Origin of the sequence: Pseudomonas sp. EL_65y_Pfl2_R96, assembly GCF_963970905.1 — a bacterium.
Taxonomy (GTDB): domain Bacteria; phylum Pseudomonadota; class Gammaproteobacteria; order Pseudomonadales; family Pseudomonadaceae; genus Aquipseudomonas.
On sequence record NZ_CAXAQH010000005.1, the window covers coordinates 43,886 to 68,825 of the forward strand.

At 59.6% G+C, this 24,940-nt stretch carries 23 protein-coding genes; 13 read left to right on the forward strand and 10 right to left on the reverse strand.

Going from position 1 to position 24,940, the window contains the following annotated elements:
- Positions 1 to 7 precede the first annotated feature (7 nt).
- From znuB to zur, 3 genes are read right to left on the reverse strand one after another with little or no spacing between them, the layout of a single operon-like run.
- Positions 8 to 796: a zinc ABC transporter permease subunit ZnuB gene (gene znuB / locus AACY49_RS07625; protein ID WP_258698392.1), complete on the reverse strand. Its 789-nt coding sequence runs from the start codon at positions 794 to 796 to the stop codon at positions 8 to 10.
- Positions 789 to 1,574, reverse strand: coding sequence for a zinc ABC transporter ATP-binding protein ZnuC (gene znuC / locus AACY49_RS07630; protein ID WP_258698391.1), 786 nt, complete (start codon positions 1,572 to 1,574; stop codon positions 789 to 791). Before znuC ends, znuB begins: the two co-directional genes overlap by 8 nt.
- Positions 1,574 to 2,056, reverse strand: coding sequence for a zinc uptake transcriptional repressor Zur (gene zur, locus AACY49_RS07635; protein WP_258698390.1), 483 nt, complete (start codon positions 2,054 to 2,056; stop codon positions 1,574 to 1,576). The genes znuC and zur overlap by 1 nt, the downstream gene beginning before the upstream one ends.
- A gap of 66 nt (positions 2,057 to 2,122) precedes the next feature.
- On the opposite strand from zur, the gene znuA reads away from it, so the two are divergent.
- A complete protein-coding gene (znuA, locus tag AACY49_RS07640) occupies positions 2,123 to 3,043 on the forward strand; it encodes a zinc ABC transporter substrate-binding protein ZnuA (RefSeq protein ID WP_258698389.1) in 921 nt (306 codons plus the stop codon).
- 117 nt (positions 3,044 to 3,160) lie between these two features.
- Here znuA and AACY49_RS07645 read toward each other — a convergent pair whose 3' ends face one another.
- Positions 3,161 to 4,111, reverse strand: coding sequence for a homoserine kinase (locus AACY49_RS07645; protein ID WP_258698388.1), 951 nt, complete (start codon positions 4,109 to 4,111; stop codon positions 3,161 to 3,163).
- 61 nt (positions 4,112 to 4,172) lie between these two features.
- Entirely contained in the window at positions 4,173 to 4,460 is a 288-nt protein-coding gene (locus AACY49_RS07650) for a DUF2782 domain-containing protein (protein ID WP_008076254.1), read from the reverse strand.
- A 74-nt stretch (positions 4,461 to 4,534) separates the two neighbouring features.
- Between AACY49_RS07650 and polA the strand changes: the two genes are divergently transcribed.
- Positions 4,535 to 7,306 (forward strand): DNA polymerase I, encoded by a 2,772-nt coding sequence (gene polA / locus AACY49_RS07655; protein ID WP_258698387.1) that lies wholly within the window; start codon positions 4,535 to 4,537, stop codon positions 7,304 to 7,306.
- Positions 7,307 to 7,604: 298 nt separating this feature from the next.
- Here polA and yihA read toward each other — a convergent pair whose 3' ends face one another.
- Positions 7,605 to 8,246, reverse strand: coding sequence for a ribosome biogenesis GTP-binding protein YihA/YsxC (gene yihA, locus AACY49_RS07660; protein ID WP_258698386.1), 642 nt, complete (start codon positions 8,244 to 8,246; stop codon positions 7,605 to 7,607).
- Positions 8,247 to 8,437: 191 nt separating this feature from the next.
- Between yihA and AACY49_RS07665 the strand changes: the two genes are divergently transcribed.
- From AACY49_RS07665 to AACY49_RS07695, 7 genes are all read left to right on the forward strand, one after another.
- Positions 8,438 to 8,728 (forward strand): c-type cytochrome, encoded by a 291-nt coding sequence (locus tag AACY49_RS07665; protein WP_258698385.1) that lies wholly within the window; start codon positions 8,438 to 8,440, stop codon positions 8,726 to 8,728.
- A gap of 46 nt (positions 8,729 to 8,774) precedes the next feature.
- A complete protein-coding gene (locus tag AACY49_RS07670) occupies positions 8,775 to 9,386 on the forward strand; it encodes a c-type cytochrome (protein ID WP_258698384.1) in 612 nt (203 codons plus the stop codon).
- A 198-nt stretch (positions 9,387 to 9,584) separates the two neighbouring features.
- Complete coding sequence (locus AACY49_RS07675; RefSeq protein ID WP_339522776.1) at positions 9,585 to 10,226, forward strand: thiol:disulfide interchange protein DsbA/DsbL; 642 nt, start codon at positions 9,585 to 9,587, stop codon at positions 10,224 to 10,226.
- A gap of 14 nt (positions 10,227 to 10,240) precedes the next feature.
- Complete coding sequence (locus AACY49_RS07680; protein WP_258698382.1) at positions 10,241 to 11,101, forward strand: endonuclease/exonuclease/phosphatase family protein; 861 nt, start codon at positions 10,241 to 10,243, stop codon at positions 11,099 to 11,101.
- On the forward strand, positions 11,102 to 13,135 hold the full coding sequence (locus AACY49_RS07685; protein ID WP_339522779.1) for a diguanylate cyclase: 2,034 nt from the start codon (positions 11,102 to 11,104) through the stop codon (positions 13,133 to 13,135).
- Between the two features lie 104 nt (positions 13,136 to 13,239).
- Positions 13,240 to 14,019, forward strand: coding sequence for an N-acetylmuramoyl-L-alanine amidase (locus AACY49_RS07690; protein ID WP_339522781.1), 780 nt, complete (start codon positions 13,240 to 13,242; stop codon positions 14,017 to 14,019).
- A 73-nt stretch (positions 14,020 to 14,092) separates the two neighbouring features.
- Positions 14,093 to 15,709 (forward strand): EAL domain-containing protein, encoded by a 1,617-nt coding sequence (locus AACY49_RS07695; RefSeq protein WP_320392836.1) that lies wholly within the window; start codon positions 14,093 to 14,095, stop codon positions 15,707 to 15,709.
- A gap of 12 nt (positions 15,710 to 15,721) precedes the next feature.
- Here the strand turns inward: AACY49_RS07695 and AACY49_RS07700 are convergent, their stop codons facing one another.
- Both AACY49_RS07700 and algB read right to left on the reverse strand, forming a co-directional pair.
- Positions 15,722 to 17,512, reverse strand: coding sequence for a KinB sensor domain-containing domain (locus AACY49_RS07700; RefSeq protein WP_339522784.1), 1,791 nt, complete (start codon positions 17,510 to 17,512; stop codon positions 15,722 to 15,724).
- Positions 17,513 to 17,522: 10 nt separating this feature from the next.
- On the reverse strand, positions 17,523 to 18,869 hold the full coding sequence (gene algB, locus AACY49_RS07705; RefSeq protein ID WP_258698377.1) for a sigma-54-dependent response regulator transcription factor AlgB: 1,347 nt from the start codon (positions 18,867 to 18,869) through the stop codon (positions 17,523 to 17,525).
- 435 nt (positions 18,870 to 19,304) lie between these two features.
- Here algB and AACY49_RS07710 point away from each other — a divergent pair, with 435 nt between their 5' ends.
- The 4 genes from AACY49_RS07710 (at position 19,305) to AACY49_RS07725 (ending at position 23,261) form a co-directional block, all read left to right on the forward strand.
- Positions 19,305 to 19,592, forward strand: a complete 288-nt coding sequence (locus AACY49_RS07710) for a hypothetical protein (protein ID WP_258698376.1) — start codon at positions 19,305 to 19,307, stop codon at positions 19,590 to 19,592.
- Positions 19,593 to 19,673: 81 nt separating this feature from the next.
- Positions 19,674 to 19,838, forward strand: a complete 165-nt coding sequence (locus AACY49_RS07715; protein WP_003177151.1) for a DUF1328 domain-containing protein — start codon at positions 19,674 to 19,676, stop codon at positions 19,836 to 19,838.
- A gap of 747 nt (positions 19,839 to 20,585) precedes the next feature.
- Complete coding sequence (gene gltP / locus AACY49_RS07720) at positions 20,586 to 21,917, forward strand: glutamate/aspartate:proton symporter GltP (RefSeq protein ID WP_258698375.1); 1,332 nt, start codon at positions 20,586 to 20,588, stop codon at positions 21,915 to 21,917.
- A gap of 114 nt (positions 21,918 to 22,031) precedes the next feature.
- Positions 22,032 to 23,261, forward strand: coding sequence for a nucleoside recognition domain-containing protein (locus tag AACY49_RS07725; protein WP_339522787.1), 1,230 nt, complete (start codon positions 22,032 to 22,034; stop codon positions 23,259 to 23,261).
- Between the two features lie 117 nt (positions 23,262 to 23,378).
- Here the strand turns inward: AACY49_RS07725 and AACY49_RS07730 are convergent, their stop codons facing one another.
- The gene (locus AACY49_RS07730) at positions 23,379 to 24,005 is read right to left on the reverse strand and encodes an ABC-type transport auxiliary lipoprotein family protein (protein ID WP_258698373.1); all 627 of its coding nucleotides are present in this window, start codon (positions 24,003 to 24,005) and stop codon (positions 23,379 to 23,381) included.
- The gene (locus AACY49_RS07735; RefSeq protein WP_258698372.1) at positions 24,002 to 24,940 is read right to left on the reverse strand and encodes an MlaD family protein; all 939 of its coding nucleotides are present in this window, start codon (positions 24,938 to 24,940) and stop codon (positions 24,002 to 24,004) included. Before AACY49_RS07735 ends, AACY49_RS07730 begins: the two co-directional genes overlap by 4 nt.

The window sequence follows — 24,940 nt, forward strand, 5'->3', positions numbered from 1 at the left end:
AGCAAGTCTACACCCCTCGACGGGGCAGGACAAAACTCAGCAGAAACAGCGCGGCGGCCGTCACCACAATCGACGGGCCGGCCGGGGTGTCCTTGAACCAGGACAATGCCAGCCCGCCACACACCGCGAGCATACCCAGCAGGCTCGCGCCCAGCGCCATCTGCTCCGGCGAGCGGGCGTGACGCTGTGCCGCAGCCGCCGGAATAATCAGTAACGAGGTAATCAACAGAACGCCGACAATTTTCATCGCCACCGCGATCACCACAGCAATCAGCAACATCAGGACCAGGCGCAACGCCGCCACCGGCAAACCTTCCACCTTGGCCAGTTCTTCGTGCACCGTGATCGCCAGCAAGGGTCGCCACAGCGTGACCAGCAATACCAGCACCGCCGCGCTACCGCCGAGGATCCAGGCCAGATCGGTCGGGCTGATCGCCAGCAGGTCGCCGAACAGATAGGCCATCAGGTCGATCCGCACTTCATGCATGAAGCTTAGTACCACCAAGCCCAGAGAGAGTGTGCTCGGTGCGAGAATTCCCAACAGCGTGTCAGACGCCAGTGGCTGCCGTTGTTGCAACGTCACCAGCAACACCGCCAGCAACAGGCAGCCTACAGTGACGGCCACGGTCGGGCTGACATCCAGCAGAAAACCCAGCGCCACGCCGAGCAGTGCGGCGTGCGACAGGGTGTCGCCGAAATAGGCCATGCGCCGCCAGACCACGAACGAACCCAACGGGCCCGCGACCAGCGCCAGGGCCAGACCTGCAAGCAGGGCGAAGAGCAGAAAATCAGCCATGCTTGCAGCTATCTCCATGAACGTGGGTAGGGGTCGAGGGGGTCGCGCTGACCACCGAGCCATGCAGGTCGTGGGCGTGGTCGTGATGGTGGTGATAAATCGCCAGGCTTTGGGCGTTCTTTCCGAACAACTCGACAAACGCCGGATCGCCACTGACCTGCTCGGGATGCCCGGAGCAGCAGACGTGGCGATTCAGGCACACCACCTGGTCGGTGGTGCTCATCACCAGATGCAGATCGTGAGAAACCATCAATACGCCGCAACCATGACGGTCGCGCAGTCGTGTGATCAGACTGTAAAGCTCGGCTTGACCGGCCACGTCGACGCCTTGCACCGGCTCATCAAGCACCAGCAACTCCGGCTCACGCAGTAACGCCCGCGCCAGCAGCACCCGTTGCATCTCACCACCGGAAACACTTTGCACCGGGCTGTCGATGACCTGTTCGGCGCCGACTTCCTTGAGGGCCGCCAAGGCCCGAGCGCGGTCCACACCAGGGACCAGACGCAAGAAGCGCAGCACCGAAAGCGGTAGGGTCGGATCGACATGGAGTTTTTGCGGCATGTAACCGACGCGCAACTTCGGCTTGCGCCAGACGCTGCCGCTGTCCGGTTTCAACAGACCGAGTACCGCGCGCACCAATGTGGTTTTGCCGGCACCGTTGGGGCCGATCAGAGTGACGATCTGCCCCGGCTCGACGCTCAGCTCGATGTTATCCAGCACGTTTTGCCCGGCAAAGGTGACGGCCACCTTTTCGAGGCGAATCAGCGCATTGCTCATCAAGCCCCCTGGCAACCCGAGCAGAGACCGATGACTTCAACGGTCTGGGCCTCGACGACAAATCCGACATCCTTGGCGCTACCGATGATCGCGTCGCTGATGGATTTCTGTTCGAGTTCGATGGCGGCATGGCATTCGCGGCAGATCAGGAACTGGCCCTGGTGGGCGTGTTCCGGGTGATTGCAGCCAACGAAGGCGTTCAGCGAGGAGATGCGGTGCACCAGACCGTTTTCCAGCAGGAAATCCAGCGCGCGGTACACGGTCGGCGGCGCGGCGCGGCGGCCGTCCTGCTCGCTGAGCACCGCCAGAATGTCATAGGCACCCAGCGGTTTGTGGCTTTGCCACACCAGTTCCAGCACCCGCCGGCGCAAAGCGGTCAGGCGCAGCCCCTGACGTGCGCACAAGGCATCGGCCTCAGACAATGCGCTATGGACGCAATGAGAGTGGTCGTGGGGACGGCTGGCAATCGGTGTTTTAGGCATGAGCGGCGACGAGTGTTGTGAGAGACGTTATTATGTTACCCGTTCTCGCCTCTTCGAGTGGTCATCGTGTCTCGACTTTTTTCTATCTTTGTCGCATTTGTCGCAAGTTTTCTGCTGACTGGTTCAGCTCAAGCCGAAGTCAAAGTCCTCACCAGCATCAAGCCCCTGCAACTGATCGCCGCGGCGGTGCAGGACGGTGTTGCGGTTCCGGAAGTCTTGCTCCCGCCCGGCGCCTCGCCGCATAACTATGCCTTGCGCCCGTCCGACGTACGGAAAGTGCAATCGGTGGATCTGGTGTACTGGATCGGCCCGGACATGGAAGGTTTCCTGCCTCGCGTGCTGAAAGGTCGTACGCTGCCCAGCGTCGCAGTGCAGGATTTGCCTGGCCTGAAACTGCGACATTTCGCCGAAGACAACCATTCCCACGCCGAAGATGCCGACGAGCATGACCACGATCACCGTCCTGGCAGCCTGGATGCGCACTTGTGGTTGTCACCGATAAACGCCCGAGTAATCGCCAGCAAAATGGCCGCCGATCTGAGTGCTGTCGATCCGGCCAACGCGGCGCGCTATCAGAGCAACCTCAAGGCATTCGATGAGCGTCTGGATGCTCTGGACCGGCGCCTGAAGGCCCGTCTGGCGGGTATCGCGGGCAAGCCTTATTTCGTGTTCCACGAAGCCTTCGATTACTTCGAAGACGCTTACGGCCTCAAGCACACCGGCGTGTTCAGCGTCGCTGCCGAAGTGCAACCCGGCGCCCAACACGTGGCGGCGATGCGCACGCGGTTGCAGGAAATCGGCAAGACCTGCGTGTTCAGCGAACCTCCATTGCGCCCACGCCTGGCAGAAACTCTGGTGGCCGGGCTGCCAGTGAAGCTGGCGGAACTGGATGCGCTGGGCGGGTACACGCCAGCGACCGCTCAGGGGTATGAGCAGGTATTGGAAAAGCTGGGGAATGATTTGGCGGGGTGTCTGGAGTCGTTGTAAGCGCTGATTTTCGGCGCCCCCACTCGCGGGCAAGCCTCGCTCCTACAGGATGAGTGCCGTTCATAATATTGGTGAACGACACAAATCCTGTAGGAGCGAGGCTTGCCCGCGAAGCTTTTAAAGCGCGAACGGCAACGGCGTGCTGACCTTCTGCCGTTGCGTCAGCCGCAACTGAAATTCCATCGGATCGTGAATCAACACGTCCTGCCCGGCGAAAGACTCCGCAGCGATCAAGCGCGACAACCAGAACCGTACGCACGCCACGCGCAGCATGGTCGGCCATAGCTCGGCTTCGGCAGCGGTAAACGGTCGCAGCGCGGCATACGCGCCCAGCAATGCCCGCGCCCGAGCGCCATCAAGCTGCCCTTGTTCGTCCGAGCACCAATCGTTCAAGGCAATTGCCACGTCATAGAGCATCGGCCCCGAACAGGCGTTGTAGAAGTCGATCAACCCGGTCAGGTGTGTGCCTTCGAACATCGCGTTATCGCGGAACAGGTCCGCGTGGATGTTGGCTCGCGGCAGCGCCAGAATTTTCGTCTTCTGCTGGGTAATTTCATCCAGCGCCCGTTGCAGCAAATCGCTTTGCTCGGCATTCAGGTGCGAGAGTAGCTGTGTGCCCTCTTCCATCATCCAATCCAGGCCGCGATCGGTTTTGCGTTTGATCATGTTGGCCTGGGTCGCCAGGTGCAGATGAGCCAGCAGCTCGCCGACCTGAGCGCAATGCTGCGCGTTGGCGTCCTTGATGTGCTTGCCCGCCAGACGCGGCTGCAACAGCGCAGGTTTACCGGCCAGCTCGCGCAAAGCGACGCCGTCGGTGGTACGCAGGGCATAAGGTACCGGCAGGTCAGCGTCGTGCAGTACATCGAGCAATTCGATGAAAAACGGCATTTCCTGCACCGGACCGCGCTCGACCAGGGTCAGGACAAATTCGCCCTGCTCCAGGCTGATAAAGAAATTGGTGTTTTCGCTACCGGCGGCGATCCCCTGGAAATCAAGCAGGCGGCCGAGCCCATAAGGGGCGAGAAAGGTTTCCAGCTCGGGCCGAGCCAGGGGGGTGAACACAGACATGGTTAAAACTGCCAGTACGGGCGCCGCGGTTGAGCCAGCGCCGATTAAAGTTAAGAACGGCTTACCACTCGAATATTTTCCACGACGGAATCAGCATATCCGGCTGATCCGAGCGAATGAAGTTACCGTCCGAGCCATCAGCGCGCACCAGGAAATACGGTTTACCGACCTTTGGGGTGACCTTGATGGCATACAAAAAGCCATTTTGCCGATATTCCTGAATGGTTTTATCGCCTTCCGTGCGGATCGTTACATCCGGGTCCGCCGAGGGCGCGTCGTCCGCCGCCATGACAGCCAATGGAGTGATTGCAAACAAGCCAGCCAGCAACAAGCGATTTAGTGTGCGCATGATAACCTTGTCCCTTTGTCGTCAACGGTCCCGCTATTCTAGCGCCGGACCCGCCGAAAAGGTTGATCCTGCTCATGAGCCAAGCCCCCCTCGTCCTGGTGGACGGTTCTTCTTACCTGTACCGCGCTTTTCACGCGTTGCCACCGCTGACCACATCCAAAGGCCTGCCCACCGGTGCGGTCAAAGGCGTATTGAACATGCTCAAGAGTCTGCGCAAGCAGTACCCGGACAGCCCGTTCGCCGTAGTATTCGACGCCAAGGGCGGGACGTTCCGCGACGCGATGTTCGCCGAATACAAGGCCAATCGCCCAAGCATGCCCGACGACATGCGGGTCCAGATCGAGCCGCTGCACGCCAGCGTCAAGGCCCTGGGCTTCCCGCTGCTGTGCGTGGACAACGTTGAAGCGGACGACGTGATTGGCACCCTGGCCCGCAGTAGCGCGGCCGCCGACCGCCCGGTGGTGATCTCCACCGGCGACAAGGACATGGCGCAACTGGTCGACGGGCACATTACCTTGGTCAATACGATGACCGGTAGCGCGCTGGACGTGGAAGGCGTGAAGGAGAAATTCGGCGTCGCTCCCGAGCAGATCATCGATTACCTGGCGCTGATGGGCGATTCGTCCGACAACATTCCAGGCGTTCCGGGTATCGGTCCCAAGACCGCTTCCGGCCTGCTGGTCGGCGTGAACGGCGGCCTGACCGAGCTCTATGCGCAGCTCGACATCGTCCCGACCCTGCCGATTCGCGGCGCCAAAACCCTGCCGGCCAAGCTTGAAGAGCACAAGGAGATGGCGTTTCTCTCCTATCAACTGGCGACGATCAAGATCGACGTGCCGCTGGACATCGGCCTCGATGACCTGCAAATGGGCAAGCCGGATCACGACAAGCTCGCCGAGCTCTACACACTGCTGGAATTCAAGAGCTGGTTCGAAGAGAACCAGCGCGACGCCAAGCGCTCCGGCCAGGAAGTCACCGCGCCAGTCGCCGAAGAAACCATCGCCGGGACTGAACCCAAATACACCACGGTCCTCACCCAGGCGGATTTCGACCTGTGGCTGAAGAAACTCAACGACGCCAAGCTGATTGCCTTCGACACCGAAACTACCGGTATAGACGCTCAGCAAGCGCAGTTGGTAGGCCTGTCCTTCGCGGTACAAGCCAACGAAGCGGCCTACATCCCGTTGACCCACTCCTACATGGGCGTGCCGGATCAGCTTGATCGCGACACCGTGTTGCGGGCACTGAAACCGATTCTGGAAGACCCAGGCAAGCTCAAAGTCGGCCAGCACGCCAAGTTCGACATGAACATCCTGGCCAACTGCGCCATCGGTGGCGATCAGGCTTGCGGCATTACCGTCCAGGGCATTGCCTTCGACACCATGCTCGAATCCTATGTACTGGATTCCACCGCGACCCGCCACGACATGGACAGCCTGGCGCTCAAGTACCTGAGTCACACCACCACCAGTTTTCAGGACATTGCCGGCAAGGGCGCCAAACAGCTGACCTTTGATCAGATATCCCTGGAGCTGGCCGGGCCTTACGCCGCCGAAGACGCCGACATCACTCTGCGCCTGCACCAAACATTGCAAGAAAAGCTCAACGCCATTCCGAGCCTGAGCAAAGTCCTGAGCGAAATCGAAATGCCGCTGGTGCCGGTACTGGCACGGATCGAACGCCAGGGCGCGCTGGTCGATGCCAACCTGCTGGGCATCCAGAGCGTGGAGCTGGGCGAGAAAATGGTCGCTCTGGAGCGTGAGGCGTTTGCCATCGCCGGCGAAGAATTCAACCTCGGGTCGCCGAAGCAACTGGGCGTGATCCTGTACGAAAAACTCGGCTTGCCAATCCTCAACAAAACCGCCAAAGGCCAGGCCTCCACCGCCGAAGCCGTGCTGGCGGAACTGGCCGAGCAGGATTTCCCGCTGCCCAAAGTACTGATGCAGTACCGCTCGATGAGCAAGCTGAAAAGCACCTACACCGACCGGCTGCCAGAGCAGATCAACCCGCGCACCGGGCGGATTCATACCTCGTATCATCAAGCCGTGGCGGCAACCGGGCGCTTGTCATCCAGCGATCCGAACCTGCAGAACATTCCGATACGCACCGCCGAAGGTCGTCGGATTCGTCAGGCGTTCGTCGCCCCCAAAGGCTACAAGCTGCTGGCAGCGGACTACTCGCAGATCGAACTGCGGATCATGGCTCACCTGGCCAAGGACGAAGGCTTGCTGCACGCCTTCCGCAATGACCTGGACGTACACAAAGCCACGGCGGCCGAAGTCTTCGGGGTTGAGTTGGCCGATGTCACCACTGATCAGCGTCGTAGCGCCAAGGCCATCAACTTCGGCCTGATCTATGGAATGAGCGCGTTTGGCCTGGCCAAACAGATCGGCGTTGACCGCAAACAGTCCCAAGCGTACATCGACCGTTACTTCGCCCGTTATCCCGGGGTACTCGAATACATGGAGCGCACGCGCGCCCAGGCCGCCGAACAAGGTTTCGTCGAAACCATCTTCGGTCGTCGTCTGTACTTGCCGGAAATCAACGCCAAGAACCAGGCCCTGCGCAAAGCTGCCGAGCGCACGGCAATCAACGCCCCGATGCAAGGCACCGCGGCGGACATCATCAAGAAAGCCATGGTGGCGGTGGACAACTGGCTGACATCGTCTGGCCTGGACGCCAAAGTCATCCTGCAGGTACACGATGAATTGGTGCTCGAGGTGCGTGAGGACCTGATCGACCAGGTACGGGAGGAGATTCGCGTGCACATGAGCAACGCCGCACAACTGGACGTACCGCTTCTGGTCGAGGTAGGCGTAGGCAACAACTGGGATGAGGCGCACTGAGCCGCCTGAAAAGACATGTGTGCTGCGGCCTGGTGCCGCAGCACATGACGAAGGGCTATAGAGCGGAAAATGACGACGATTATTTCCAATGGTTTTTGAAAATAGTCTGAACTAAATCCGTGAACCGCCACTCAGAGATACTGAATGGCTGGTGAAGCCCTTCGATGCTCCTATGTTGTGTTAAGTGTTGGCAGATATCTGGACCCCGCCCTAGCGGTCTGGAACTTGAACCCCGGAACTTCTCCCTCCCCATATGAAGTCCGGGGTTTTTTTTGCCTGCCGATTTGTCTCGAGAGCTTTACTCGGCAACCTCGGCACCTTTGTCCGCCAACTCCATCCAGCCTGCCAGCACAGTGTAGGCGTCTTCCAGGCCCATGCGTTTGGGAGCCGAAAACAGCTGGATAGTGACCGTATCGCCCCAACCCTTGCGAATTTCCGACTGAACCTTGAGCAGCGTGTTTTTCGCCGCGCCGTAGGTCAGCTTGTCTGCCTTGGTCAGCAGAATATGCATCGGCATGCCGCTGGCGACGGCCCAATCGAGCATCAGCAAGTCGAAATCGGTCATTGGATGACGGATGTCCATCATCAGAATCAAACCTTTCAAACTCTCGCGACCGCCCAGATAGGCTTCCAGGTGACGCTGCCAGTGCATCTTCAACGGGATCGGCACTTTCGCATAACCGTAACCCGGCAGGTCGACCAGACGGCGTTCATCGTCTAGCTTGAAGAAGTTCAACAGCTGCGTGCGACCTGGCGTTTTTGAGGTCCGCGCGAGGCTGGCGTGCGTCAGGGTGTTCAACGCGCTGGACTTGCCGGCGTTGGAACGCCCGGCGAAGGCCACTTCAAAGCCTTCGTCGTCGGGGCATTGGTCGACTTTGGCGGCGCTGAGCATAAAGGTGGACTGTTGGCACAGGCCGAGGATGGGATTCTTGAGTTGCATGGGATTTCCGATGTGGGCGGCGCCGGGAATGGACGCGGCAAGCAGTGTCGTTTCCGTTTCAGTGACGCCAGTATATAATGCCGCAGATTTTGTGTGCGCTTTGTCCCAGCGTAGGATGAAGTTCACGAGAGCGATTGACCTTGAATGCGCACTAGAACGCAGCACGCTCTCAACCCTGAAAAGGTCGTTTTATGACGAAATGGCTGCTAGCTGCCGGTGTCTTGATGCCGCTTTACAGCGCTCAGGCTACACAGGATCCGGAAGCTGTGTACAACCGTGTTTGTGGTGCCTGTCATTCCGGCCAACTACCCATGGCCCCCCGCAAGGGCGATCAGCAAGCCTGGACGCCGAGGCTGGCGAAAGGTATGGAGACGCTGGTGCAACACGTGACCCAGGGTTTCAAGGCGATGCCGCCGCGTGGTTTGTGCATGGACTGCAGTACCGAGGATTACCAAGCCATCATCCAGTGGATGAGCGAGTAAACCCGGTCCATAACTCTTTAACCCTTAGCCGTAGTTGGATTAGCTGATGAACAAATTGATCGTGAGTCTGCTGTTGACCGTGGGGATCTCCGGCATTGCCCATGCTGCAGGTGATGCGGCTGCTGGCCAGGCGAAAGCCGCAGTATGTGGCGCCTGTCATGGCCCGGATGGCAATAGCATGGCGCCTAACTTTCCGAAACTGGCAGGTCAGGGCGAGCGTTATCTGAACAAGCAGCTGCACGACATCAAGTCCGGCAAACGTACGGTGCTGGAAATGACCGGCCTGCTGACCAACCTGAGCGATCAGGACCTGGCCGATATCGCCGCCTACTTCGCCAGCCAGAAAGGCAGCGTCGGCGCCGCCGACCCTAAAGTCGTGGCTCGCGGTGAAGCACTGTTCCGTGGTGGCGATTTGGCCAAAGGGCTGCCAGCCTGTACCGGTTGCCACTCGCCGAACGGCGCAGGCAACGCAGCAGCGGGCTTCCCGCACCTGGGCGGCCAGCATGCTCAGTACGTCGGCAAGCAACTGGCCGACTTCAGAAAAGAAGAAGGTGGCCGGACCAACGACGGCGATACCAAACCGATGCAAAGCATTGCTAAAAAGCTGAGCGACGAAGATATCGCTGCAGTCTCCAGCTATATTCAAGGCTTGCACTAAGGCCTGTGATCGTGCGTTGTGAGAGATGTACATCTCTTGCAACGTTAACACTCGATTAATCCGTCGATGCAAACATAAAAAGGGTAGCTTTGGCTGCCCTTTTTTGTGGCCGCTGCCGTTACACTACAGAACTCAAGCCCGCCGGAATCTGTTTGAAAACAGGTCGCGCGAGGCGCCCAAATTGTCCAGGAGTAAAGCATGCGTAATCTGATCATCAGCGCCGCACTCGTCGCTGTCAGCCTGTTCGGCATGACCGCCCAAGCCGCCGAAAAACCTGAAGCGCCCTATGTCGAACTGAGCAATCCGGTCCCGGTGGCCGAGCCTGGCAAGATCGAAGTCGTGGAGCTGTTCTGGTACGGCTGTCCGCACTGCTATGCCTTCGAACCCGTCATTAACCCATGGGTTGAAAAGCTGCCTTCCGACGTGAATTTCGTGCGTATCCCGGCCATGTTTGGCGGCCCTTGGGATGCACACGGCCAGATGTTCCTGACCCTTGAAGCCATGGGTGTCGAGAGCAAGGTTCACGCTGCCGTGTTCAACGCAATTCAGAAAGAACACAAGAAGCTGACTGACAAAGAAGAGATGGCGGAATTCCTGGCGACCCAAGGTGTAGACAAGGAAAAATTCCTGGCCACCTTCGACTCCTTCGCCATCAAGGGCCAGATCAACAAAGCCAAAGAGCTTGCAAAGAAATATGAAATCACCGGCGTGCCTACCATGATCGTCAACGGCAAGTATCGCTTTGACATCGGCTCTGCCGGCGGTGCCGAACAAGCGCTGAAACTGGCCGACCAACTGGTCGCCAAAGAGCGAGCGGCAACCAAGGCCGTCGCCAACTAAGCGCGGCACCTGCCATGCGCCGCTGGGGAACTGAACGCATCGTTGGCCTGCATGACCCGCGGGTCAACGAGCATCACCTGGAATCGACGGGGTTGCCCGTGGACAGCCGTCTGCGTTTGCTCAGTTTCAATATCCAGGTCGGCATCAGTACCGAGCGTTATCGGCACTATCTGACCCGCGGCTGGCAGCATCTGTTGCCGCATACCGGGCGTGCCGACAACCTGCAAAAAATCGGTAATCTGCTGGGCGACTTCGACCTGGTTGCCTTGCAGGAAGTCGATGGCGGCAGCCTGCGATCAGGCTACGTCAATCAGGTCGAACATCTGGCGCAGCTCGGCGCCTTTCCCTACTGGTATCAGCAACTCAATCGCAATCTCGGTCATCTCGGCCAGCACAGCAATGGCGTACTCAGCCGCCTGCGCCCGTGGGCGATTGAAGATCATCCGCTGCCGGGGCCCAAGGGTCGCGGGGCCATTCTGGTGCGCTTCGGCGAAGGTCCGGAGGCGCTTGTGGTGGTGATGATGCACCTGGCGCTGGGCGCTCGCGCCCGTAGCATGCAACTGGCTTACATCCGCGAGTTGATCGGCGGTTATAAACATCAGGTGCTGATGGGCGATATGAACACCCATGCCAGTGACTTGCTGCAACATTCCCCGTTGCGTGACTTAGGCCTGCTCGCGCCGCAACTGGAAGCGACCTTCCCCAGCTGGCGCCCACAGCGTTGCCTGGACCATATTCTGCTGAGCCCCACCCTGACCCTTGAAAAGGTCGAGGTGCTGGCACAACCCATTTCCGATCACCTGCCGGTCGCGGTAGAGATACGTCTGCCGGGCTCGCTCACGGCCGATGCACTCCCCGCGTTGAGTCCTGCCTGAATGAGCGACGAAGCACAGCGCTGGAAAGAGAAATACCTCAAAAGCATCGAACTACAGGAAAAGCTCGAACGTCGATGGGACGCCCGGCTCGACCTGCTGCGTCGCGGGCTGGTGCGCAGCACCCTGGCCGCGGAAGGTACCGATCGCGCCGTTGACCAATGCATGAAGGAAATGCGCGAAGTCGTACGAACCGACGACATGGACGCCGGCCTGGCCGCCTTGCTGCCGCGCCTGGAAAAAGCCGTGCTCGACTCCGAGCAGCGCCGGGAAACCCGGGTCGATCAAGTCAGCGCTGCACTGACGGCACTGGTCTCTCAGCTGCAAGCATTGCCGTTGCCCCGGGAAGTGAGCCGGCCACTGAAGCGTTTCGCCAAGCAACTGGACGGACGCGTAGGTCAGGCCCGAGAAATACCCTTATTGCTCAGCGAACTGAGTGGCCTGCAAGGCAAAGCCTTGAGCCTGCTGGAGAACCCCACAGAGCCTGGCCGCCCGGGTTTGCTGCAGCGCCTGTTCGGTAGCCGGGAAGCGGATGAGACCGCGCCACAGATCGCCGCCCCCGAATTGCAACTGCCTGCCCGGCAAACGCTCGAAACGGTTGCAGCACCACTGGCCGAGCCCCCACAAGCGACGGTCAATCTCGCGCCAGCCACCGATAAGCCGCAAGTGGTGTTGCCAGCCGTAGAAGCCCCCTCGCCCACTGCTGCATCCCCTGAGCCACTGGAAATTCAGGCGCCAACAGCGGCACCTGCTGCTGAAGTCGTGGCGTTTGTGCCGCCCATCCTCGAGCCTGAGGCTACGAACAGCCAGGCTCCAGAGCCACAAACCCAGCCGAACATCGAACAGCCGCAAGAGCCGGCTCCATCTATCGCCGTGTCGGCCACTCAAGCTCCGCCGGCAATCAACCCAGATGAGCTGACGCCTGAGGCCGTCGATCCAGAACCGTCAGAACACGACATTCTGTATGCCCTGCCGGACTCACCGGAACCGTCCTACAGCTCTGTCGCCAAGCATATCGAAGACACGCTGCTGGGCCTCCTCGACGACCTGACGCTGCCCGAGCGCCATCGACCGCAAGCCGAGGCGATGCGTAATCGTCTTCAAAACGGCTTGAATTGGTACGAACTGCTACCCATCCTCGACGATCTGGCAACATTGATGCTGGCAATCACCGACAACGGCCAGCACGAATTCGAAGCGTATTTGCAGCGACTCAACGAACGCCTCGAGTCTTTCCAGAGCAACCTGCAAGCCGCGAGCGAAGGCCACGCCGACAACCGCTCTGCCGCGCGGGAGATGGACACGCAGATTCGCGAGCAAGTCGACGGCTTGCAGAGCAGCATGCAGGAAGCGGCGGACCTTGATGATCTAAAACTGGTGCTGGAAAACCATCTCGAAGGCCTGCTCGGCACCATGGACCAGCACCAGAAGCAGCGCGACGAGCGCGAACAGGAAGTCGCAGCCCGCCTGCAAAGCCTGGCCGAAAGGGTTGCCCACATGGAGCAGGAAGCGCTGGGCTACCGCGAGCATCTCGAAGAACAGCGCCAGAAGGCTTTGATCGATCCATTGACCGGCCTGCCGAATCGGGCGGCCTGGAGCGAACGACTGGACCACGAAATCGGTCAATGGCAACAACACGGCAACACCCTGTTGCTGGCGATGCTCGACCTCGACCATTTCAAACGCATCAACGACAACTACGGCCATCTGGCGGGCGACAAGGTACTGAAAATCATCGCCAGCGTGCTACGCAAGCGTCTGCGCGGAACAGACTTCATTGCCAGGTTCGGCGGTGAGGAGTTTGTGCTGTTGATGCCTGCCACGGCGCCAATGGTCGGCGCGAAATTGCTGGAAACCTTGCGCGCATCGATTGAAGCCTGCCCGTTCCACTTCAAGGGTGAGCGAGTCACCATTACCATCTCCATGGGGCTGACCGCATTCAAACCAGGCGAACATAGCGATCTTGTACTTAAAAGAGCCGATCAGGCGCTATATCGTGCGAAAAATACTGGCCGCAATCGGATAGAACTTGGCTGACGGTCAATTGTTCCATTTTGTTTAAAAGAGCGCTTTTGCCGTCGGCGCCGCAAGGCAATACGTTACACTGTTGCATTATTGTCTTGCGTGTATTGCCTCCCGCCATGAAATGTCTTGCTCTTATCGCGTCGCTGCTTCTATTAGCCGGTTGTGCCAGCGGCCCCCGGATTGACACCAGCCACCCTTCAGCCAATCACGACAGCCGTATTCAGTTCGTGGTGATGCATTACACCTCCGCATCTCTGGAGAACTCGCTGCAATTGCTGACTCATGGCGAGGTCAGCAGCCATTACCTGATCGGCGACGACGAGCACGCCACCATTTATAAGCTGATGGATGAAAATCTTCGGGCCTGGCACGCGGGTGAAAGCGAATGGCAAGGCCGGACCTGGCTGAACTCCAGTTCCATTGGCATCGAAATCGTCAATCCAGGCTTCCAGGACACCCCGACCGGGCGCCTCTGGTATCCCTACAGCGAAGCCCAGGTTCAGTCGATGATCTTCCTGCTCAAGGACATCAGCAAACGCCATGGCATCACCCCCCGCCATATCATCGGCCATAGCGACATCGCCCCCATGCGCAAGCTCGATCCCGGCCCGCTGTTTCCCTGGCAGCGCCTGGCTGCCGAAGGCCTGGGAATCTGGCCGAATGAGCAGGCCGTGGCGCGTCAGCAAGCGCAGTTCGCCGTACAGCTGCCAAGCATCAGCTGGTTTCAGGAACAGCTTGCCCGCCTGGGCTACGCCACGCCGCAAACCGGCGAACTGGATGACGCAACACGCAATGTGCTGGCGGCCTTTCAGCTGCATTTCCGCCCGTCCCGTTTCGACGGCACGCCGGACGCGCAAACCGCGGCGCTGCTGCAGGTGTTGAACCAGACAAAATAATGACGCCCGCCCGACGGTCAGGGCTTTTTCTCAATCAGCAGCTATAACTCATTGGTAATTCTTCGGATATTCCATGATGCCTGCTGCTCGAGAGAGACTGCATAGCTGGTTTTATCGCCCTTGGTTTCTGGCGATGCTGGCTACTGCCTTGAGCGCAACGCTATTGATGACCGGCAGTCTTTTCGTGGCGATGAATCAGGTCGAGCAGAACGAAAGCCAGGAAATGAATGCCCAGGGGGAGCGCTTCCTGGCCCGCCTGGAGCAGCTATTTGGGCAGCTGCGCGAAAGTCTCGATGACCTGGAAGCCCAACCGCTGCGAGGCTGCGATGACGAAATGATCGCTACCTTGCAGCAAGTCAGCTTCAATTACCGCTTCGTTTACGAAGCTGCTTATATGGACGCTTCGCGAATCTGCTCCAACCGCCCCCGCCAGGAAGGGCTGTCACTGATCCGACCGCCGGACATCAAGGGCCCCACCTACAGCTATTGGCTGAACACCACCACCGAACCCGATGAGAACCGCGCCGCGCTGATGCTTGGGCGTGGCAATTTCCGGGTTGCGACGTCCCGCGGGCATTTGACCGACATGGTTGATCTGTCTCCGGGGAGCAGCCTGCTGGTGGTACTCGACCACGACACCCGCGCCATTCCGGTACTCGGTGTCGCGCAGGTCTGGCCCCCGACAGAGCCCTGGCCCCCCAAAAGCCATGATGCACTGCAAATCACCCCTACCCGCCTGATTTATCGAATGCCAACCAACACCCCTGAGTACCAACTGGTACTGATCACTCCGCGCACCGGGATGCATGTACCGGCGGTATGGTGGTGGCTGCTGCCGGCCAGCCTCGCGCTGAGTGCTTCTGTAGGCATTCTGGTGTTTCTGCTGGTGCGCCAGCGTCAGTCACTGGATGCCGAACTGCAAGGCGCCATACGGCGAGGCGAGTTGCAGGTGCTGTATCAACCGATCTTCGACCTCGACAGCCGCAACTGCGTCGGCGCCGAAGCCTTGCTGCGCTGGCGAAGACCGGACGGTACGCTGACCAGCCCCGATCTGTTCATTCCGATGGCAGAGAACACCGGCCAGATCCGCCAGATGACCGACTTCGTATTGCAGCGCCTGCTGGAACAGCTCGGGCAACTGTTGCGCGCCAATCCGCAGCTGTACATCTCGGTCAACCTGGCGGCCTGCGACGTCATGGTGCCGCGTATCGGCGAGGTCATCGCGCGCTTGCTGACCTTGCACCGGGTAGCCGCCAGGCAGATTGCCTTCGAGGTGACCGAGCGCGGACTGGTGGATGTCGTGGTGGCCAGAGAAAACCTGCAAGCCTTGCGCGATGTCGGGCATCAGGTGCTGATCGATGACTTTGGTACCGGCTATTGCAGCCTCGCCTACCTGCAAACCCTGCCGGTGGACTGCCTGAAAATCGACAAGGCGTTTATCGACGCACTGGGCCATGACGCCGCCAGTAGCGGCGTGGCGCCGCACATCATTCGCATGGCCCAGGCCCTGCAACTCAAGGTGATTGCAGAAGGCATCGAACATGAAGCCCAAGCGGTGTTTCTGAGCAGCGAAGGAGTGAAGTTCGGTCAGGGCTGGCTGTTCGCACATGCCTTGAGCGCTGTGCAGTTCATCGAACTGATTACCCGTGGCCGCCGACTGACCGCGCGACGTCTGGATGACGAAGCCTGAAATGGCTCAGGCTTATACCGCCAGCGCCATGTAGAACTGCGAACCCTGCCCCGGCCGCGAATAAACACCCATCCGCCCACCGTGCAGCTGCACGATTTCCTTGCACAGTGCCAGCCCGAGCCCGGCGCCGCCCTTCTTGCGGCCGACCTGAACAAAGGGCTCGAAGATCCGTCCCTGTTGGCCGTAGGCAATGCCTTCGCCGTTGTCCTCGACACTGATAATCACTCGCTCACCATGGCGCCGGGCCTGCAAACGTATCAGCCCGTCGCGGGAGGTATGGCGCAAGGCGTTGTCGATCAGGTTGTCGAGCACCCGCTCCAGTTGCGCCTGATCGGCTTGCAGTCGCGGCAACGGCCCTTGCACTTCCACCAGCAGCTCAATGCCTTTTTCCCGCGCCGGGCCGGAAAAACGTGCCTGGGCCTGATCCAGCAAATCCTCAATGGAGCATGGCGCCAGCGTGAGTTTTTGCAGGCCGTTCTGATAGCGAGAGAAATTCAGCAGGTCGTTGATCAACTGCATCAAGCGCTGCATTTCTTCATTCACAGTATCCAGCAGGTCGGCTTCGCGGGAGTCTTCGGCAAAATGCGTCCGCTCGCGGAACAGGCCGAATGCCATGTGCATCCCGGTGACGGGCGTGCGCAATTCATGAGAAGCACGCAAAACGAACTCGCTGCGCACCCGTTCGAAGGCACGCTGTTCCGTGACGTCATGCAGCACCATCACCGCGCCGAGAATATGACCCTGGGTATGGCTGACCGGCGTCAGGCTATACGTCAGCAATCGTGACTCACCATCGACCTCGATGCTCAAGTCGTCCGGCGCTCGCTCCAGAGTGCCGCCGCGCAGCACCAGTTGCAGTTGCTCATCCAGTTCGGGACGCTCAAGCGCCGTGCCCAGCCCTTGGCCGAGACGATCGGTGTCCCAGCCTAACTGGCGCTGAGCCACCGGATTGAGGCGCTCGAGATGCCCTTGGCGATCGATCATCAACAACCCGTCGTCGATGCTGTCGAGCACCGCCTGCAAGCGTTGCTGGCCGGCGAGCAGCTCGTCGATATTGGTCGCCTGATGCTCTCGCAGGGCCTCGGCCATGATCCCGAAACGTCGGGTCAGCTGGCTCATTTCCACCGCCGAGGAAATCGGCAGGGTCACTTCGAAATTGCCTTGGCCAATGTTGTCAGCCGCCGCCGCCAGGGCCTCGATCGGGGCCCCGAAACGCTGGGCGATCCCATGGGCGGTAATGAACCCGATGAACAGCACCGCCACCCCGACCAGCCCAATCAGGCCGGCAATCAGCAACGCCCGTTCCCGGGCCTGGCGTTCGGTCTCATTGATGTTGTCGAGTGCGCGCTTCTGTTCGGAGATCAAACCGTTGCGCAGCACGTTGAATTTTTCCGTGAGATCCCCGCTGCCACTGAGTACCTGTACCGGAGCGCGGGAAAGATCGACGGCCTGCAATAAGCTCTGATAATCAGCCTTGGCCTTTTTGAAGCCGGACTGGGCTCCCTCGCTGGGCGGCTCATGGGCAATGCCTTCGTCAAGCAATTCGAGGGAACGCTGCCTGGATGCCTCGAACGCCGCAGGATCAGGGGTCTCGCCAAGCATCATGATCAGTTGGTCGCCCAGGGTCTGACGCAGTTTCAACCCCAGGTCCAGTCTGACGAAATTGTCACGGATCAGCGCCTCCTGAGTCCCGGCCATCTGCATCACACTGACCAGCCCGAGCAGGAGCCCGAGCAGCGCCACCGTAATCAGAGCGGAAATACTCAGAAACAGCCGAGTGCGCAACGTCATCGCCAGTTTCATCAGGTACGGCTCACAGGTTGTACTGCTTGCGTTTGCGGTACAGGGTCGAGGCATCGATACCCAAAGTCTTGGCCGCCTGATCCAGCGTGTCGGCCGTGGCCAGGACCGCGCCGATGTGGGCTTTCTCCAACTCATCCAGGCTTAACGCAGCGCCAATTCGCGGCGCAGTGTTGACCGGGGTCTCGGCCATGCCCAGGTGGCTGAGTTCGACTCGTTCCTGCGGACAAATTATGCTCGCGCGCTCCACCACGTTGCGCAGCTCACGGATATTACCCGGCCATCGGTAGCTGAGCAGCGCTTCACGGGCCTCGTCGCTGAAACACCGGGCCGGACGCGAGTACTCCTTGACGAAGCGCGCCAGGAAACGCTCAGCCAGGGTCAGAATGTCTTCCCTGCGTTCGCGAAGCGGCGGCAGGTGCAAGGTGATGACATTCAGCCGATAGAGCAAGTCTTCACGAAAACGGCCGTCGCGGACCATGTCTTCAAGATTGAGGTTAGTGGCCGCGAGGATTCGCACGTCGGCACGGCGGGTCACCGGATCACCTACTCGTTCGTATTCCTTGTCCTGAATGAAGCGTAGCAACTTGGGCTGCAAGGTCAGCGGAAAATCGCCGATCTCGTCGAGAAACAAGGTTCCCCCGTCGGCCTGATTGACACGCCCCAAGGTGCTTTCGCTGGCCCCGGTGAACGCGCCACGACTGTGACCGAAGAGCTCGCTGTCCATCAATTCTGCTGTCAGGGATGGGCAGTTGATGGTGACGCAAGATTTCTTCTGGCGTTTGCTCCAGCCGTGAATGGCCTGTGACAGTTCACCTTTACCGGTGCCCGACTCGCCGAGAATAAGGATGTTGGCGTCCGTACTGGCGACCTGGCGTGCGGTTTCAAGCACCACCTTCATGGCCGGGCTGTGGGAATCCAGACCCTCCTTGGGTTTACGCACCTCACCTTCGAGGGCTTCCAGGCGCGCCGAGAGCTGCCGCACTTCCAGTTGCTTGGCGGTGGCCAGACGCAACTGGTCGGGACTGCAAGGTTTGACCAGATAGTCGGCGGCACCGGCCTGAATCGAGTCCACGGCAGTGTCCACGGCCGAGTGGGCAGTGACGATCACCACCCGCATCCAGGGCGCCTGGATACGCATCTGGGCCAGCACATCGAGCCCGTTATCTTCGCCAAGGCGCAAATCGAGGAAGCACAAATCGAAAACCTGACGCTGCAACAAGGCTTCGGCCTGGGCAGCGCTGGTCGCGGTGGCCACGCTGTAGCCTTCGTCTTCGAGGCAATAGCGAAAGGTTCGAAGGATGGCGGACTCATCATCCACCAGCAGAATACGGCCTTGATGCTCAGTGGCTGATTCCATGTTCCTACGCTCCTTTGGTTGATGATCTTGGTTAGGCCCGGAAAAATCGGGCAAGTTGCATGATTGATTCTGGTCGATTCCAGCCACAACAGAGCAGCTATCTGCTCAGTACCTGGCTAACCAACAAATTTATTTGGTTTTTTATTAATTGATCATTCTTTCGGCGATTGCCTGCGTCCCTTTCTGACATCTGCGCCCTTCCCTCAATTCCAAAAACATTGAAAGTTTCGGTGAGCTCATCGTGCATTACGCACGACCTCAGAAGAGCCATCGTGCAGGATGCGTCCAAAACGATTTCCATAAATCATTTAACCCATTGATTTTAATAATATTTATTCTGATAAAAAGCTGGCATGCAGGCTGCAATTGTCTGAGTAGTCAGGGCAAGGACCAGTGCCCGTCACCAGATCACCACCCGTGTGGGAGGACTTCAGGATGAATCACCAACGTGCCGCCCAATTGCGTATCTCGCCACTGCATGTCCAGCAAGGCTTGTTTGCCCTGCTGGCGCTGTTGATCACCTTGATTGTCGGTCAGCAGTTCTTGCGTTGGGAGCAGAGCCAGCAGCCAGATGCGCCGCAGCTGTCGATTCCACACGCATCCCAAACCCACTTCAGCGCCGTCAGCAGCGACCAGGCAGACAGCGCCTCGATGCGAATGATGAGCGTCGACCAGGCCCGGCCTGTGGATGAAACGTCCCCGCAGGAACGTTGGGTGTTTTAAGCAAATGAACTTGGCGCGCCTGATGCGCCGGGAAAGGCACCACAAGCAACACCTTTAAACAGAAGTGTAAGGAGAATCGCCATGTTGAGCTGGGCAATCACATTCCTGATCATTGCCATCATCGCCGCAGTACTGGGCTTCGGTGGTATCGCGGGCACCGCCACGGGTATCGCCAAGATTCTCTTTGTCGTATTCCTGGTGATGTTTATCGCTTCTTTCTTCTTTGGCCGTCGCGGTCGAGGCTGAGTATCAGCGTTTCGAAGACACTCGCGACAAGTACCGGGTCGGGGCCGTTCTGCGAAACGCAACAGACGAAATACGAAAGAGGCCTTGGCGCTTCTTTTCACTGCGCTACCCGAGGACGGTAGACGCATGACCAAGGGGTCGGGACGTTCTGACTGCTTCAGGGTCGGAGTGACCTACGGATACAGGGAGTGCCTGCGCAAGGGCCGGGTCAGGTAAAGCTGCGACGCAAGTTCGACGGGGCCAGAGTGGCTCGACGGGCTTGCGGAGAGCTTCAACGTGCAAAACGTTGATCTAGAGCAGTCAGCTCATCTCGCTTTACTGCATATTCCCCGCAAAACCGTTTCGCGGTGTTTCTTCGTGACCGTATATCGAGAAAGCCCAAACTTTCACGCGAAGAAAATTCGCAGCCAAATGTAGGCTTTTTCCCAGTTTTCCGCCTGTTCAAAAAACATCAACCTGCGCTGAAATGGCCGGTTCACGGCACTTATGCCCGCCCAAATGTCGTATTCGAACCGGTTGGGACGCGGGTTTGAGTTAAAAGATCTCATGCCGATTCGGCATAGGGTAGGCGCTTACGGCATTAGACGGCGCTTCCCGGCATCGGAATAGTTGCGCCTTTTTCGCTGCCTGAGAGCTGTAAATGCTCGCTCGCGGGGACCTTATACGGGGGCCGATGCAAAACTTCTTCGCCATTGAGCGTTTCAGTTCATGCATCAGCCTGAGTCAAACGCAAGTAAGGGTAAAGATATGAAGAAGGCAAAGCTTAGCCTCGCCTGGCAGATCCTCATCGGTCTGGTTCTGGGGATAGCAATTGGTGCACTGCTCAACCATTTCAGTGCCGAAAAAGCCTGGTGGATCAGCAACGTCCTGCAACCGGCGGGCGATATCTTTATCCGTCTGATCAAGATGATCGTGATCCCGATCGTGATTTCCTCGCTCGTCGTCGGCATTGCTGGCGTGGGCGACGCGAAGAAACTCGGTCGCATCGGTCTGAAGACCATCATTTACTTCGAGATCGTCACCACCATCGCCATTCTGGTCGGTCTGGTGCTGGCCAACGTGGTTCATCCGGGCAGCGGCATCGACATGAGCACCCTGGGTACGGTGGATATCTCCAAGTACCAGGCCACCGCCGCCGAGGTTCAGCATGAACACGCGTTCATCCAGACCATCCTTAACCTGATCCCGTCGAACATCTTTGCCGCCATGGTCCGCGGCGAGATGCTGCCGATCATCTTCTTCTCCGTATTGTTCGGTCTCGGTCTGTCGAGCCTGCAATCGGACCTGCGCGATCCGCTGGTGAAGATGTTCCAGGGCGTGTCGGAAAGCATGTTCAAGGTCACCCACATGATCATGAACTACGCCCCGATCGGCGTGTTCGCATTGATCGCGGTGACCGTGGCCAACTTCGGCTTCGCCTCTCTGCTGCCGCTGGCCAAACTGGTCGTCCTGGTTTACTTCGCCGTCGCCTTCTTCGCCTTTGTGGTGTTGGGCCTGATCGCCCGCCTGTTCGGCTTCTCGGTGATCAAGCTGATGCGCATCTTCAAGGATGAGCTGGTACTGGCCTACTCCACCGCCAGTTCCGAAACCGTGCTGCCGCGCGTGATCGAGAAGATGGAAGCCTACGGCGCGCCGAAAGCCATTTGCAGCTTCGTGGTGCCGACCGGCTACTCGTTCAACCTCGACGGTTCGACCCTGTACCAGAGCATCGCGGCGATCTTCATTGCCCAGCTCTACGGCATCGACCTGTCGATCAGCCAACAGTTGCTGCTGGTGCTGACGCTGATGGTCACCTCCAAAGGTATCGCCGGCGTACCGGGCGTGTCCTTCGTGGTGCTGCTGGCTACTTTGGGCAGCGTTGGCATTCCGCTGGAAGGCCTGGCGTTCATCGCCGGTGTCGACCGCATCATGGACATGGCCCGTACTGCGCTGAACGTGATCGGCAATGCCTTGGCCGTATTGGTCATCGCTCGCTGGGAAGGCATGTACGACGACGCCAAGGGCCAGCGCTACTGGAACTCCCTGCCGCACTGGCGCAGCAAGGAAAAGCTGCCGGTTGGCGAGATTTCCAGCAACTGACGCTCCCACATTGGTCTTTTGCTAGCAGTACTAAACAAACCCCGGAGAAATCCGGGGTTTGTCGTTTCTGCCTGCCCCGCTATCATTCGCCGCATCTTCCGGGGGATTTGACTGATGCTTAATGGCCTGTGGCTTGGCTTCTTCATCGTGGCTGCCGTTTCGGCGCTGGCGCAATGGCTGATCGGCGGCAACGCCGGGATCTTCGCGGCGATGGTGGAAAGCATTTTCGCCATGGCCAAATTGTCGGTCGAGGTCATGGTCCTGCTGTTCGGCACCCTCACCCTCTGGCTGGGCTTTTTGCGGATCGCCGAAAAGGCCGGGATCGTCGAGTGGCTGGCCAAGGCACTGGGCCCGCTGTTCCTGCGCCTGATGCCGGAAGTGCCGCCCGGGCACCCGGCCATCGGCCTGATCACACTCAACTTCGCCGCCAATGGCCTGGGCCTGGACAACGCCGCCACGCCTATCGGCCTCAAGGCCATGCGCGCGTTGCAGGAACTCAATCCCAGCGAGACGATTGCCAGCAACGCGCAGATCCTCTTTCTGGTGCTCAACGCCTCCTCCCTGACCCTGCTGCCGGTGACGATCTTCATGTACCGCGCCCAGCAAGGCGCGCCCGATCCGACCCTGGTGTTCCTGCCGATCCTGCTGGCGACCAGCTGCTCGACCCTGGTCGGCCTGTTGTCGGTGGCGTTCATGCAGCGTCTGCGCCTGTGGGACCCGGTGGTGCTCGCTTACCTGATTCCCGGCGCCTTGGCCCTCGGTGGCTTCATGGCGTTGCTGGCGACGCTCTCAGCAACCGCGCTGGCGAGCCTGTCATCGATCCTCGGCAACGTGACGCTGTTCGGCTTGATCATGCTGTTTCTGATCATCGGCGCGTTACGCAAGGTGAAGGTCTACGAAGCGTTCGTCGAAGGCGCGAAAGAAGGCTTCGACGTCGCCAAGAACCTGCTGCCGTATCTGGTGGCGATGCTCTGCGCCGTGGGGGTCCTGCGGGCGTCCGGAGCGCTGGACTTCGGCCTGGACGGGATTCGTCATCTGGTGGAGTGGGCCGGTTGGGACACGCGCTTCGTCGATGCGCTGCCGACGGCCATGGTCAAACCCTTCTCCGGCAGCGCCGCACGGGCAATGCTGATCGAAACCATGAAGACCTCCGGGGTCGACAGCTTCCCGGCACTGGTGGCGGCGACGGTCCAGGGCAGTACCGAAACGACCTTCTATGTGTTGGCGGTGTACTTCGGCGCGGTGGGCATTCAGCGCGCACGGCATGCGGTGGGCTGTGCGCTGTTGGCGGAGTTGGCCGGGGTGCTTGGCGCGATCGGGGTTTGCTACTGGTTCTTCGGCTGACCGAGAACCCTGTGGGAGCGGGCTTGCCCGCGATGGCGGTCTAACCGTTAACAGAAATGTTGAATGTTCCGGCCTCATCGCGGGCAAGCCCGCTCCCACAGGGGTTCGGCGGCGTCTTCAAGGCCTCAGCGGTGGCGCAACCTTCTGACCTTGTTCCACCGTCCAGGCCACCACCTGCGCCGTCAACTGGTCGCTGGCCAGGCCAAACCCGGCGACAACCGCCGGCACCTTCACATCGCTCAACGGCTGACGCACTTCAAAGCGCCGGCTGGCGAGGATTCGCTGGTCATACCCACGCACCAACAACGCATCCAGGCGCACGACCACGCTCGCCGCCGTGCCTTGGTACTCGGTCTGGAACGCTTGCAGGTTGCCGCCCAGTTCCAGGTCTGCCTGGAAATTGCTGTCATCGGTGCTGAGCAACGGCACGCGACCGTCACGCTGGAAACCATCGAGCAGACGATTGCGCAACAGCACCGGTGCCGGGTCGCTCCAGCGTGAAGCCTTGTAGCTGCTGATCAGATCACCCTGAGGGATTACGGCGATTTTCGGGTTGTTCAAGGCTTCGCTGGTCTGAGGCTTGGCCAGCCGCAACGACCAGCGCTGCGGCGTGCCGTGTTGGGCCGATGCGTCGCGCTGTGCCGACGGCAGTCGGTAGACATCGGACGGCTCGGCCTTGGGGAAAATCGAACAGGAAGCGACCAACGCAAAACCGGCGAGGAGGGCGAGATGAGCCAGCTTCATGGCGTGAACTCCTTGTTCTTGTCACTGCCCAGCAGGTAACCGCTGGGGTTGGCCTCAAGCCGCTGGGAAATGGTTCGCAACGAACTCAAGGTATCGCGCAGCTCACGCACCGCCGGTGCCAGGCCATTGAGGCCCTGCATGCCGTTGTTGAGGGAATCCTGATTGGCGGAGAGCAACGTGTTGATGGTCGCGCTGCTTTGTTCCAGGGACTTCATGGCTTGCTCGGCACTGCCGAACATCTGCTTGCCCTGATCGTTGAGCAGGCCGTTGGCGTTGCGCATCAACGCGGTGGTCTGTTCCAGGGTGGCGCTGGCCTGCTTGCCAACCGAAGCCAGTTGCTGCATCGCCTGACGAATGTCCCCGCGCTGGTCGGCGATGGTGCCGGTGGTTTGCTCCAGGTGCTCCAGGGTGCTGCTGATGCGCGCGACGTTCTCCGAGGAAAACAACTGATTGGCGTTGTGCATCAACACGTTCACGCCCTCCATCAGATCGTTACTGTCATTCATCAACCGGGCAATGGGCGAGGGCGACGCAACGATTGTCGGCAAATTGCCGTCCTTGCCCCTGAGGGTCGGACTTTGCGGCGTGCCACCGCTGAGCTGGATGATCGAGGTCCCGGTGATCCCGGTCAGTGTCAGCTTGGCCTGGGTGTCTTCTTTGATCGGCGTGTCTCCGCCCAGGCGAATCCGCGCCAACACCCGGCGCGGATCGTTCGGGTCCAGGCGCAGCATCACCACGTCGCCGACCTTGATCCCGCTGTACTGCACCGCGCTGCCCTTGGACAAACCGCTGACCGCCTCGTTGAAGACGATTTCGTAATCCTTGAATTCGGTATCAACGCTGGACTTGGCCAGCCACAGACCGAAGAGCAGGGCGCCTGCCACCACTATGACGGTGAACAGGCCGATCAATACGTGATGGGCTCGGGTTTCCAT